Below are 14,537 nucleotides of genomic sequence, written 5' to 3' on the forward strand. Positions count from 1 at the left end.
TTTTACTAATAGTGATTGCACATCTATATATTATACTTACTTCCCTATATGATTTCAAGGGTTTATACAAATTTATTAACTAGGATAGACTAAAAATTTCAGGGTCAACCCTTCAATAAAGCGAAACTTCATTTGTGAGAGAGTTCTTTCATCCCCGACTAGTTGCCAAGGGTATGAACTAAAGGCCTTTTACGAAATAAGGGATTTAGGTGCTGTTACCTCCCACTTGGACTTGTTCCGCTTACATCTTCTATTCTTAGACCACGGAAGTCTACAACGTCTTTTTCCTAGATAAATGAACCACGACATTAAAACTGGGGTATTCCAACGTCTGGGCGGCAATCCCATTTTTAGGCGGCCTTCCTCTTAGAGACGAACCGATGAAGCCTTATCGGAGGGCGCATTTCTAAATTTGCATCGTTGCTGGACGATGGAGCCGAGAATGGCTATTCGGTTATTTTGTTATCCATAAGCACATCATTTTATAGATTCTTCCTATAAAAAACACAGGTTACGTCGTCACGCAACCTGTGTTTTTTATCTTTTTCTTTATTCAACGATTTCTGTAACAACACCAGAACCTACAGTACGTCCGCCCTCGCGAATAGAGAAACGAGTTCCGTCTTCAATTGCGATTGGGGAAATAAGTTCTACTGTCATTTCTACGTTATCGCCAGGCATTACCATTTCTGTTCCTTCTGGAAGTTGGATAACACCAGTTACGTCCGTTGTACGGAAGTAAAACTGTGGACGATAGTTTGCGAAGAATGGAGTGTGGCGTCCTCCTTCTTCTTTAGATAGTACATACACTTCTGATTTGAATTTTGTATGTGGAGTGATTGAACCAGGCTTAGCCAATACTTGACCACGGTTGATGTCTTCACGAGCCACACCACGAAGTAGTGCACCGATGTTGTCACCAGCTTCAGCATAGTCAAGAAGCTTACGGAACATTTCTACTCCTGTTACAGTTGTTTTTTGAGCTGCTTCGTTCAACCCGATGATTTCAACTTCATCACCAACGCGAACTTCTCCACGCTCAACACGACCAGTTGCAACCGTACCACGACCTGTGATAGAGAACACGTCCTCTACAGGCATCATGAATGGCTTGTCTTTATCACGCTCTGGAGTTGGAATGTACTCATCAACAGCGTTCATTAGCTCAACGATTTTTTCTTCGTATTCTGGTACTCCTTCAATTGCTTTCAAAGCAGAACCAGCAATTACTGGAACATCATCGCCAGGGAAGTCATATTCAGTTAATAGATCACGTACTTCCATTTCAACTAGTTCAAGTAGTTCTTCATCGTCTACCATATCCACTTTGTTTAGGAATACTACAATAGAAGGTACTCCAACGTTACGAGATAGTAGAATGTGCTCACGAGTTTGTGGCATTGGACCATCAGCAGCAGATACAACAAGAATTGCTCCGTCCATTTGTGCAGCACCAGTGATCATGTTTTTAACATAGTCAGCGTGACCTGGGCAGTCAACGTGCGCATAGTGACGAGTATCTGTTTCGTATTCTACGTGAGAAGTTGCGATAGTAATTCCACGCTCTTTTTCTTCTGGTGCGTTGTCGATTTGATCATAAGCCATTTGCGTACCTTTACCAGATTTTTTATGCATTACGATTGTAATTGCAGCAGTTAACGTAGTTTTACCGTGGTCAACGTGTCCAATTGTACCAACGTTTACGTGACTTTTCGAGCGATCGAACTTTTCTTTAGCCATTTATAGTTCCTCCTTTAAGTAAATGAAAAAGTTTATTTTAGATTTTATAGTTAGCAAGAAACAATGGATCATCATTACTTCTTAGCCTTTAATACAAGTTATACTTTAGATTTATCAAAAAATCAATTATTCGCCAGCATTTTTCTTAATAATTTCTTCTGCAATACTCTTTGGTACTTCTTCATAATGATCGAAGAACATCGTGAAGGTACCGCGACCTTGTGTGTTAGAACGTAATGCTGTTGCATAACCAAACATTTCAGAAAGCGGGACAAATCCCTTTACAACTTGAGCAGGGCCACGAGCTTCCATACCTTCTACACGTCCACGACGAGAAGTTATGTCACCCATAATATCTCCCATATATTCTTCTGGAATAACAATTTCAACTTTAGCAATTGGTTCAAGAAGAACTGGGTTACATTTATTTTTCGCAGCTTTTAGCGCCATAGATGCCGCTACTTTAAATGCCATCTCGTTGGAGTCAACATCGTGATAGCTTCCATCGTATAACGTCGCTTTAATATCAATCAGTGGATAGCCAGCCAATACCCCATTTTCCATTGCTTCTTCAATACCAGCTTGAATAGATGGAATATATTCGCGTGGTACAACCCCACCAACAATATTATTAACGAATTCAAAGCCTGCGCCTTCTTCATTTGGTTCAAACTTAATCCAAACGTGACCGTACTGTCCACGGCCACCAGATTGGCGAACAAACTTTCCTTCAACTTCAGCAGCAGCACGGAATGTTTCGCGATAAGCAACTTGTGGCGCACCAACGTTTGCTTCTACTTTAAATTCACGCTTTAAACGGTCAACGATAACGTCTAAGTGAAGTTCACCCATACCAGAGATGATTGTTTGACCAGTCTCTTCGTTTGTTTCTGTTTTAAATGTTGGATCTTCTTCGGCTAATTTACCTAAAGCTATCCCCATTTTATCTTGGTCTGCCTTTGTTTTCGGTTCGATCGCAACCCCAATTACTGGTTCTGGGAAGTCCATGGACTCAAGAATAACGAGATTCTTTTCATCACAAAGTGTATCCCCAGTAGATGTATCTTTCAAACCAACAGCAGCAGCAATTTCCCCAGAATATACGGTTGAAATTTCTTTTCTCGAATTGGCATGCATTTGCAGGATACGTCCAATACGTTCACGCTTATCTTTCACAGAGTTTTTCACGTAAGAACCTGAATTTAAAGTTCCCGAATAAACTCGGAAGAAAGTAAGTTTACCAACGTATGGATCTGTCATTACTTTAAAAGCTAATGCAGAAAATGGTGCATCATCCGTAGATGGGCGAGTAACTTTTTCCTCTGTTCCAGGAATAATTCCTTCAATATCAGCAACATCCGTAGGTGCTGGAAGGTAGTCAATAACCCCATCAAGCATTAATTGTACACCCTTGTTTTTGAAAGCTGACCCACAAAATACAGGGTAGAATTCAACGTCCAATGTAGCTTTACGAATAGCAGCTTTTAACTCGTCTTCAGAGATTTCTTCACCTTCTAGGTACTTCATCATCAAATCTTCATCAAGTTCAGCAACAGCTTCAATTAAGCTATTACGCCATTCTTCCGCTTTGTCTTTTAATTCATCAGGAATTTCACGAGTTTCAGCACGTGTACCAAGATCATCTTCATAGAAGAATGCTTGCATGTCAATGAGATCGATTATTCCTTCAAAGTTATCCTCTGCACCTATCGGAAGCTGAACCGGATGCGCGTTTGCACCTAGACGGTCTTTTAATGTTTTTGTAGCATAAAGGAAATCTGCACCGATTTTATCCATCTTGTTAATGAAAACAATACGCGGAACACCATAAGTGGTTGCTTGACGCCATACTGTTTCCGTTTGTGGCTCTACACCTGATTGAGCATCAAGAACGGTTACTGCTCCGTCCAAGACACGTAATGAACGTTCAACTTCAACGGTGAAGTCTACGTGCCCAGGTGTATCAATAATGTTAATTCGATGATTTTTCCACTGAGCGGTGGTTGCGGCAGAAGTAATCGTGATTCCTCGCTCCTGTTCCTGCTCCATCCAGTCCATCTGTGAAGCACCTTCATGCGTTTCACCAATCTTATGAATACGTCCTGTATAGAAAAGAATACGCTCGGTAGTAGTGGTTTTACCTGCATCGATGTGTGCCATAATACCAATATTTCGCGTCTTTTCCAAGGAGAACTCTCTAGCCATGTATTCTTCTCCTTTCTAGCTTGAATTTGATTTGTTTTACCAGCGGTAATGTGCAAATGCTTTGTTAGCTTCTGCCATTTTATGCATTTCTTCACGTCGTTTTACAGAAGCACCTGTATTGTTAGAAGCATCTAGAATTTCATTAGCAAGACGTTCTTCCATTGTTTTTTCCCCGCGTAAACGAGAGTAATTAACGATATAACGTAACCCTAACGCCTGACGACGTTCTGGACGTACTTCCATTGGTACTTGGTAGTTGGAACCACCAACACGGCGAGCGCGTACTTCAAGAACTGGCATAACGTTTTTCATGGCTTGCTCAAATACTTCCATTGCGTTTTGCCCGCTTCTTTCAGCAACCAATTCAAATGCTTTGTAAAGAATTTTTTGTGCTTTTCCTCTTTTTCCGTCAACCATAATCTGATTGATTAAACGAGTCACTAGTTTTGAGTTGTAAAGTGGATCTGGTAAGACATCGCGTTTAGGTACTGGGCCTTTACGTGGCATATGTCCTTCCTCCTTTCCTTTTGGGCTTATTTAAAATGAACTTATTTTTTCGGTTTTTTTGTACCATACTTAGAACGACCTTGTTGACGACCTTCTACTCCAGCTGTATCCAGTGCACCACGTACAATGTGATAACGGACACCCGGCAAGTCTTTTACACGACCACCACGAAGCAGTACAACACTGTGCTCCTGAAGATTATGACCAATTCCAGGAATGTATGCTGTTACTTCCATGTTGTTAGACAAGCGGACACGAGCATATTTACGAAGTGCTGAGTTCGGCTTCTTAGGAGTTAATGTTCCCACACGTGTACATACGCCACGCTTTTGCGGAGAATTTAAGTCTGTAAATTTCTTCTTAAAGCTGTTGTACCCCTTATTAAGAGCTGGTGAATCAGACTTTTTTGGTTTGCTCACACGTCCTTTGCGGACTAATTGATTAATTGTTGGCATGTTATGTTTCCTCCCTTCTATGGTTTATATCACCAATTCAGCCTCGAATTTGTAAACCCACACATCCAGGTGGCTCATCTTTTGGTAAAAAACAACGTTTTAACGAGAAATCGTCAAAACTACCCTTGTTTTATTCCAACAGTTGCTGCACCAACCTCTATGCCACATGCTGCTCCCAATTTCTTTTTGGAATCGACATGATGACAAGGGATGTTCAGTTCTTCGGCTAAATGTGCAACTTTTTGTGTCATATGTTGATCAGCATCAACAGCAATAAACACTTCACTTATATCGCCATCTTTCATGGCCTTAAGCGTTTGTTTTGTTCCGATAACTACACGTGATTTCACTTGCATTACTTTTTCATAAGACATCTCATATCCTCCAAAGCATCAAGTATAATCGGAAGCACCTTGAATATTCTACCACTCACTTTTTTTAATGTCAACATGATTTACATATTTTTTACGCTTCCGTTTTAAGGTCTGCTCTACTCGTATGGAAACTGGTGAGTCTCCCAACTCTTTTAGAAGGGAGACTGTTAAACCAGTTATTGAACGGTTTCTGTTTCTTCCATTGCTTCTGTTGTAATTGGTTCATCTGTTGCCGCCTTAATCCGACGGTAGCGTTGCATACCAGTTCCCGCAGGTACAAGCTTACCGATGATTACATTCTCTTTCAGACCAAGAAGTTCATCGCGTTTTCCTTTAATAGCAGCATCGGTCAGCACTCTCGTTGTTTCTTGGAAAGAAGCAGCCGATAAGAAAGAATCTGTCTCAAGGGATGCTTTGGTGATACCAAGTAACACAGGCTTTCCAATAGCTGGCTGCTGACCTTCTTGAAGCACTTTATGATTTGCATCACGGAACTGATGCAGTTCTAATAAAGAGCCTGGGAGAACGTCCGTATCTCCGGAATCAATTACGCGAATCTTACGAAGCATTTGACGAACCATCACTTCTACGTGTTTATCGCCAATTTCAACACCTTGCATACGGTATACGCGTTGAACCTCACGCAACAAATAATTTTGCACTCCTTCTACACCTTGAACACGTAATAAATCCTTTGGATCAATGGAGCCTTCTGTCAATTCTTGACCAGCAATAACCTCGTCGCCAACAGCTACCTTCATGCGTGCATTGTAAGGAACAGCGTAAGAGCGTTGTTCGACTTCACCTTGTACGACAACTTCTTGCTTATCTTTTACTTCTTTAATTTCTTGAACAGTACCATATATTTCACTGATGACTGCTTGCCCTTTTGGATTACGCGCTTCAAACAGTTCCTGAATACGTGGAAGACCTTGGGTAATATCATCACCAGCTACTCCACCAGTGTGGAAGGTACGCATCGTTAACTGCGTTCCTGGCTCTCCAATGGATTGAGCTGCAATAATTCCTACCGCTTCCCCAACCTCTACATCGGCGCCTGTTGCCAGATTTCTTCCGTAGCATTTTTGGCAAACACCATGCTTTGTAATACAAGTAAAGGCACTTCGAATGGTAACTTCTTCGATACCTGAATTCGTAATTTGTTTTGCTTGATCTTCGGTAATAAGCTCATCTGCTTTTACGATAACTTCATTTGTTTCGGGATGCTTTACATCGTAGAAGGCTGTACGACCGATTAATCGATCCACTAACGGTTCAATTAGCTCCGTACCATCTTGTAAAGCTGTTACAGTTAAGCCGCGATCGGTTCCGCAATCTGCTTCGCGTACAATAACATCTTGCGCCACATCAACAAGACGACGTGTTAGGTAACCTGAGTCAGCTGTTTTCAACGCTGTATCAGCAAGACCTTTACGAGCACCGTGCGTAGAAATAAAGTACTCTAATACCGTTAAGCCTTCACGGAAGCTTGATTTAATCGGCAGTTCAATAATTTTACCAGCCGGGTTAGCCATTAAGCCACGCATTCCAGCAAGCTGCGTAAAGTTTGATGCGTTACCACGGGCACCAGAATCACTCATCATATAAATTGGGTTTCTGTTACTTAAGGACAGCATTAACTTATTCTGAATTGTATCTTTAGCTTGCGACCAAATTGCGATAACTCGGTCATATCGCTCATCTTCCGTAATTAAACCACGACGGAATTGTTTCAATACGTTGTCTACTTTCTGCTGTGCTTCTTCAAGAATCGCTTCTTTTTCTTTTAAAACTACAATATCGGAAACACCGACTGTCATACCCGCTTTAGTCGAATAACTAAAACCAAGGTCCTTCATTCTATCAAGCATTTTAGATGTTTCACTGATTTTAAATCGTTTAAAGACTTCAGCAATAATATCTCCTAAGAAGCCTTTTTTAAATGGTTTTACCAAATCAAGCGACTTAATCAACTCAGGGATATTTGTACCCTTTTCCACAAAATATTTTTCAGGTGTACGATGCTCCAAGTTCTCTTTCGTAGGTTCGTTTATATACGGAAAGGAATCGGATAGAATCTCATTGAAGATTAATTTTCCAACCGTCGTAATGAGCAATTGTGATTTTTGCTTTTCTGTAAATGTCTTGTTATTTAATCCAGACGCATGAACAGCGACACGTGTATGCAAATGCACATATCCGTTTTGGTATGCCATAATCGCTTCATTAACGCCTGTAAAGACAGATCCTTCGCCGATAGCATTCTCCCGTTCAAGCGTGAGATAATAGTTTCCTAAAACCATATCCTGTGATGGAGTTACAACCGGCTTCCCATCTTTTGGATTCAAAATGTTTTGTGCTGCAAGCATCAGAATACGCGCTTCTGCTTGAGCCTCTGCTGATAACGGCACGTGTACAGCCATTTGGTCTCCATCAAAGTCCGCATTATACGCCGTACAAACTAATGGGTGCAAACGGATAGCACGACCCTCTACAAGTGTTGGCTCAAACGCTTGAATACCGAGTCTGTGTAGTGTCGGTGCACGGTTAAGCAATACAGGGTGCTCTTTAATAACTTCTTCAAGAACATCCCATACCTCTGGATGGACCCGTTCAATTTTCCGTTTTGCAGACTTAATATTATGCGCAATTCCTTTTGATACTAACTCTCTCATAATAAACGGCTTAAATAATTCTAGTGCCATTTCTTTCGGAAGCCCACATTGATACATCTTCAAGTGTGGTCCAACTACGATAACAGAACGGCCCGAATAGTCTACGCGTTTACCTAACAGATTTTGGCGGAAACGACCTTGCTTTCCTTTCAACATATGAGATAAGGATTTTAGTGGACGATTACCTGGTCCGGTTACTGGACGTCCACGACGACCATTATCAATAAGCGCATCTACGGCTTCTTGAAGCATACGCTTTTCGTTTTGAACAATAATACTTGGTGCTCCAAGATCTAATAAACGCTTCAACCGATTGTTTCGGTTAATAACACGACGATATAAATCATTTAAATCAGATGTGGCAAAGCGACCGCCATCTAACTGCACCATTGGACGGATTTCAGGTGGAATGACTGGCAATACATCTAAAATCATCCAAGAAGTTTCATTTCCGGAATGGCGAAATGCCTCTAGCACTTCTAATCGTTTGATGGCACGTGTTCTCCGTTGTCCTTGTGCTGTTTTTAGTTCCTCTTTTAAAATGCCTACTTCTTTTTCAAGGTCAATATCCTGAAGCAGTTTACGAATGGCTTCTGCTCCCATTTGTGCTTTAAACGACTTACCGTATTTATCATAATATGCACGGTATTCTTTTTCCGATAGGAGTTGTTTTTTCTCTAATGGTGTATCACCCGCTTCCGTTACAATATAAGCAGCAAAATAGATTACTTCTTCCAAAGCGCGAGGAGACATGTCTAAAACAAGCCCCATACGACTTGGAATACCTTTAAAGTACCAAATGTGCGAAACAGGCGCAGCTAGCTCAATATGCCCCATCCGTTCACGACGTACTTTAGCTTTTGTAACTTCCACACCACATCGATCACAGACAACTCCCTTATAGCGCACTCGTTTATATTTTCCGCAATGACATTCCCAATCTTTTTGCGGGCCAAAAATCCGCTCACAAAACAGTCCGTCTTTTTCCGGCTTTAATGTGCGGTAATTAATCGTTTCTGGTTTTTTTACCTCACCATATGACCAAGAACGAATTTTTTCTGGCGAAGCTAAACCAATTTTCATATACTCAAAATTATTTACATCTAGCAAGGGGTCAACCTCCCTCTTAGTGTCCGATTTTACCAAGCTACCAACGGCTACTTAAAGTAAATATAGCTACTGAACCAAATTTTTACCTCGATACGTCCCTGCAACAACAGCTGCGTTCTTATGATAGTTGAGGTTAGCTCTAGAAGTGAGCTAACCCTATCTATCTTAGCTTTCTTCAACTTCTATATTAAGCTTACTAGCTTGTTGTGTCTCTTCTTCTTCTAATTCTCTCATATCAATTTCTTCTTCTTCACTAGATAACATCTTGACATCCATACCAAGACTTTGCAGTTCTTTGATTAGTACCTTGAAGGATTCAGGAACACCTGGTTCAGGTACATTATCCCCTTTGACAATGGATTCATATGTTTTCACACGTCCAACCACATCATCTGACTTAACGGTTAGAATTTCCTGTAATGTGTAAGCTGCACCGTAAGCTTCTAGCGCCCAAACTTCCATCTCTCCAAATCGCTGACCACCAAATTGCGCTTTACCACCAAGCGGCTGTTGCGTAACAAGTGAGTATGGGCCAGTAGAGCGGGCGTGTAATTTATCATCGACCATATGGGCAAGCTTAATCATGTACATTACACCGACAGATACTCGATTATCAAACGGTTCTCCTGATCTTCCATCATAAAGAATTGTTTTCGCATCTCGAGGCATACCTGCTTCTTCTAGCGTCTCCCATACATCGTCTTCTGTAGCTCCATCAAATACTGGTGTTGCTACATGAAGCCCTAATGCGCGAGCAGCCATCCCTAAGTGAAGTTCAAACACCTGTCCGATATTCATACGTGACGGCACCCCTAGTGGGTTTAACATAATATCAATTGGTGTTCCATCAGGCAAAAATGGCATATCCTCTTCAGGAAGAATTTTGGAAATAACACCTTTGTTCCCGTGACGCCCTGCCATCTTATCGCCTTCATGGATTTTACGTTTCTGCACAATGTACACCCGTACAAGCTCATTTACGCCTGGAGGAAGCTCATCTCCGTCTTCCCGGTTAAAGATTTTAACATCAAGCACAATACCACCTGCACCGTGTGGAACGCGTAATGATGTATCTCGAACTTCACGAGCCTTTTCTCCAAAAATAGCGTGCAATAAGCGCTCTTCCGCAGACAACTCTGTTACACCTTTTGGAGTAACTTTTCCAACAAGTATATCTCCATCCGTCACTTCAGCACCAATGCGAATAATTCCATATTCATTCAGATTTTTCAATGCATCTTCCCCGACGTTAGGGATATCTCGAGTAATTTCTTCGGGTCCTAATTTTGTATCACGTGCTTCTGATTCATATTCTTCAATATGAATAGAAGTATAAACATCGTCTTTAACGAGTCGTTCGCTCATGATAATAGCGTCCTCATAGTTATAACCTTCCCAAGTCATAAAACCAACGAGAACATTTCGACCTAATGCCAATTCTCCATCTTCCATGGAAGGGCCGTCTGCAAGGATTTCTCCTTTGATTACCCGATCTCCTTCGCTTACAATCGGACGTTGATTATAACAAGTTCCTTGATTGGATCGGATATATTTCTGTAGTTTATAATGGTCGAGATCACCTTTTACTTCACGTCCACCCACAACAGACGTTCTACGTACAAAAATTTGCTTTGCTTCAACGCGTTCTACAATTCCTTCATGACGACAAATGACCGCAGCACCAGAGTCCTTCCCATTTACATACTCCATTCCTGTACCTACAATTGGAGCCTCTGGCTTCATTAATGGGACAGCTTGACGTTGCATGTTTGCACCCATTAGCGCACGGTTAGAGTCATCATTCTCAAGGAAAGGAATACATGCTGTCGCCGCAGATACAACTTGCTTCGGCGATACGTCCATATAATCAATTTTTTCTCGTGCAACAATGGTGTTTTCTCCACGAAAACGCGCAATAACCTCTTCATCCGAAAAATGACCGTCTTCTGTTAATTTTGCGTTTGCCTGAGCTACCACATAGTTGTCCTCTTCATCAGCTGTTAAATAATCGATTTGCGCTGTCACTTTACCCGTCTCTGGATCAACACGGCGATATGGTGTTTCAATAAAACCAAACTTATTCACTTTCGCAAAACTAGAAAGCGAGTTGATTAATCCAATATTTGGTCCCTCTGGTGTCTCAATTGGACACATACGACCATAATGCGAGTAATGAACGTCTCGAACTTCAAAGCCTGCACGCTCTCGCGTTAAACCGCCTGGTCCTAATGCTGATAAACGTCGCTTATGCGTTAATTCTGCTAAAGGATTGGTTTGATCCATAAATTGTGACAACTGAGAGCTTCCAAAGAATTCTTTGATGGAAGCAATTACGGGACGAATATTAATTAATTGCTGTGGCGTAATACTTGAAGTGTCCTGAATTGACATTCTTTCACGTACCACACGCTCCATTCGCGATAGACCGATGCGAAATTGGTTTTGTAATAATTCTCCGACAGAGCGAAGCCTTCGATTACCAAGATGGTCAATATCATCTGTTCCGCCTACTTGATGCAATAAATTAAAGAAATAGCTGATCGATGCTAAAATGTCAGCAGGCGTAATATTTTTCACACTTGCATCAACACCTGCATTGCCGATGACGTTTAACACCCGTTCTCCGCTTGGATCAGTAGGATCGATAATTTTGACGGTCTGCAGGATAATTGGTTCATCCAACACGCCATCTTTTGGCTGTAATTCCTGTTGACCGAGTTTTTCTTCTTCGCGTTCTAAATATGGTATTAATTTATCTAATAGTTTTCTTTCCAGTTTGTCACCTTTTTCAGCCAATACTTCTCCAGTTTCCTGGTCAACAACAGTCTCAGCTAGCACTTGGTTGAACAAACGATTTTTAATATGCAGCTTTTTATTCATTTTATAACGACCTACATGTGCCAGGTCATAACGCTTCGGATCAAAAAAGCGTGAGATTAATAAGCTTTTAGCATTGTCAACGGTAGGTGGTTCACCAGGACGTAAACGCTCGTAGATTTCCAGCAAAGCCTTTTCCGTTGTTTCTGTGTTATCTTTTTCGAGCGTGTTCTTCAGGTATTCATTATCACCTATGAGCTCAATGATTTCCTGATCACTGCCAAAACCAAGTGCTCGTAATAGTACGGTGATTGGCAATTTACGTGTACGATCAATCCGGACATGGACAACATCCTTCGCATCTGTTTCAAATTCCAACCATGCTCCACGATTCGGAATGACAGTTGCAGCTACGCCTCGTTTACCATTTTTATCAATTTTGTCATTGTAATAAACGCTTGGTGATCTTACAAGCTGAGATACAATAACACGTTCTGCTCCATTAATGATAAATGTCCCTGTATCTGTCATTAAAGGGAAATCACCCATGAATACTTCCTGTTCTTTTACTTCGCCGGTTTCATTATTAATTAAACGAACCTTCACACGAAGCGGAGCATTATAAGTAACATCTCGCTCTTTCGATTCATCTACAGGATATTTGGGCTCTCCTAAACTGTAATCAACAAATTCCAGTGATAAATTGCCGGTAAAGTCTTCAATTGGAGAAATGTCCTGAAACATTTCCCGTAGTCCCTCTTCTAAAAACCAATCATAAGAAGCGGTTTGGATTTCAATCAAATTCGGCAATTCTAGCACTTCGCTGATTCGTGCGTAGCTTCTGCGCTGGCGGTGCCGCCCATATTGAACTAGTTGTCCTGTCAACTGCTTCACCCCTTAAATCATCCATTTTTTCGTAGATTGTCATTCTACGCAAAATTTATTATAATAAGAAAAACCAGTTAAAGCAGATGTTCAAAAAAGTCCGTTTAAACGATAGATCGATTCTCTCGATTTCGCTCTTTTTTGAACACATACTTAAAGAAGCGAAAAAGCCTCATTGGTTTTTCGAATATCAACCTTGGTATAAAAGTAATACAACACATACATAACAAACTTGCAATCAAGGATTACAAGTACCTATTTGCACTATGAGAAGTCAGTGTTTACTCTACACATATCAAACTCTGCATAGCTGCTCTTGTATCAATAGAAAACAGATAAAAACTCCGATTTTACCATTGTTTCCCAACAATCATGAAATATACTAAGTGAATTTCATCAATTATTCCCTTGACATAAAAAGCGCCATGTTAGCATTTTCCTATCTTACCATAAGACTTTCTCTCGGTCAAACTTTTACTGCTCGAAAAAGATAATACCCTTTTCGCTTAGCTACGGTATGAACTTGTTGAAATATTTCTTCTAACTTTTTCTTTGCTGAAGGGGCTCCTTGTTTTTTTTGGATCACTACCCATAAAGCTCCGCCATGTTCTATTACCCGCTCTGCTTGAATAAACATTTCATGCACAACCTGCTTACCAGCACGTATAGGCGGATTCGTAACAACCGCAGCAAATGTCCGATTTTTAACAGCCGACAATTTATCACTCTGTATACAAGTAATGTTTTCTACCACATTTTGCGCTGCATTTCGTTTTGCTAATTCAACCGCACGTTCATTAATATCGATCATAAAAATATGACGTTCCTTATAGCGATCCGCTATTGTAATCCCAATGGGACCATAACCGCAACCAAGGTCTAGTATATCACCTGCTACGTCCGGAGCTGTAAAGTGTTCGATTAGAAAACGGCTACCAAAATCCACTTCGTTTTTCGAGAAGACACCTATATCACTCGTAAATGTAAATTTCTTATCGTTCGCGTTATATTGCCATGTTTTTGGTGAACTTATTGTTTGGGGTTTTTGTGAAAAGTAATGCTCACTCATTCCGGCACCTACTTTAATCGTATTGAAGGTTTTTATCAACCATGCATGAATCCAACTTCAGTAAGTTGATAAGGCGAGGCTTCAATCAGTAGAGAGATCTTTATATTCCGCTAATTGTCAGCCACCGCAAGGGTAAGACCTAAAGGCCTTGAACAGAATCGGAATTTGTCATGCAGTTGGAACTTATTCTTCTCCTCTAGACTTTCCATTTCAAAGGATAAAAGAATCAGTCTACCTACTAGTTACAAACAGAATAACGATTCCGAACATTCGACTGGGGTATATAGAAAGCTCGCCGCAATCAATACGACGAGCTCTTTTATTGACAAAAATTACTTAACTTCTACAGATGCACCTGCTTCTTCTAACTTACCTTTAACTTCTTCAGCGTCTTCTTTTGATACGCCTTCTTTAACTGCTTTTGGTGCATTATCAACTAGTTCTTTCGCATCTTTTAGTCCTAAGCCAGTGATTTCGCGTACTGCTTTAACAACTTTAATTTTTGAAGCACCAGCCTCAGTAAGTACTACATCAAATTCTGTTTTCTCTTCAGCTGCTTCACCGCCGCCAGCAGCGCCAGCTACTGCTACAGGAGCTGCAGCTGTTACTCCAAATTCTTCTTCAATTGCTTTTACTAAATCATTTAGTTCTAATACAGACATTTCTTTAACCGCTTCAATGATTTGTTCTTTCGTCATGA

General features: G+C 40.9%; 9 protein-coding genes. All 9 read right to left on the reverse strand.

The genetic code is table 11. The annotated features are described in order from the left end of the window. Window positions 1-549: 549 nt before the first annotated feature. Complete coding sequence (tuf, locus tag D1839_RS13775) at window positions 550-1,740, reverse strand: elongation factor Tu (protein WP_050349640.1); 1,191 nt, start codon at window positions 1,738-1,740, stop codon at window positions 550-552. Between the two features lie 126 nt (window positions 1,741-1,866). Next, on the reverse strand, window positions 1,867-3,945 hold the full coding sequence (gene fusA / locus D1839_RS13780; protein WP_120380528.1) for an elongation factor G: 2,079 nt from the start codon (window positions 3,943-3,945) through the stop codon (window positions 1,867-1,869). A 36-nt stretch (window positions 3,946-3,981) separates the two neighbouring features. After that, the gene (gene rpsG / locus D1839_RS13785; RefSeq protein WP_050349642.1) at window positions 3,982-4,452 is read right to left on the reverse strand and encodes a 30S ribosomal protein S7; all 471 of its coding nucleotides are present in this window, start codon (window positions 4,450-4,452) and stop codon (window positions 3,982-3,984) included. Window positions 4,453-4,493: 41 nt separating this feature from the next. Continuing rightward, complete coding sequence (gene rpsL, locus D1839_RS13790; RefSeq protein ID WP_050349643.1) at window positions 4,494-4,907, reverse strand: 30S ribosomal protein S12; 414 nt, start codon at window positions 4,905-4,907, stop codon at window positions 4,494-4,496. A gap of 119 nt (window positions 4,908-5,026) precedes the next feature. Beyond that, on the reverse strand, window positions 5,027-5,281 hold the full coding sequence (locus D1839_RS13795) for a 50S ribosomal protein L7ae-like protein (protein WP_050349644.1): 255 nt from the start codon (window positions 5,279-5,281) through the stop codon (window positions 5,027-5,029). Window positions 5,282-5,457: 176 nt separating this feature from the next. Beyond that, window positions 5,458-9,039 (reverse strand): DNA-directed RNA polymerase subunit beta', encoded by a 3,582-nt coding sequence (gene rpoC / locus D1839_RS13800; RefSeq protein ID WP_442970613.1) that lies wholly within the window; start codon window positions 9,037-9,039, stop codon window positions 5,458-5,460. Between the two features lie 192 nt (window positions 9,040-9,231). Beyond that, on the reverse strand, window positions 9,232-12,768 hold the full coding sequence (gene rpoB, locus D1839_RS13805; protein ID WP_120380526.1) for a DNA-directed RNA polymerase subunit beta: 3,537 nt from the start codon (window positions 12,766-12,768) through the stop codon (window positions 9,232-9,234). A 466-nt stretch (window positions 12,769-13,234) separates the two neighbouring features. Next, window positions 13,235-13,837, reverse strand: coding sequence for a class I SAM-dependent methyltransferase (locus tag D1839_RS13810; protein WP_120380525.1), 603 nt, complete (start codon window positions 13,835-13,837; stop codon window positions 13,235-13,237). Window positions 13,838-14,169: 332 nt separating this feature from the next. Then, a complete protein-coding gene (rplL, locus tag D1839_RS13815; protein ID WP_050349648.1) occupies window positions 14,170-14,535 on the reverse strand; it encodes a 50S ribosomal protein L7/L12 in 366 nt (121 codons plus the stop codon). Between the last annotated feature and the right edge of the window lie 2 nt (window positions 14,536-14,537).

The sequence above is a fragment of the Roseburia sp. 1XD42-34 genome (assembly GCF_009917385.1).
Taxonomy (GTDB): domain Bacteria; phylum Bacillota; class Bacilli; order Bacillales; family Amphibacillaceae; genus Virgibacillus.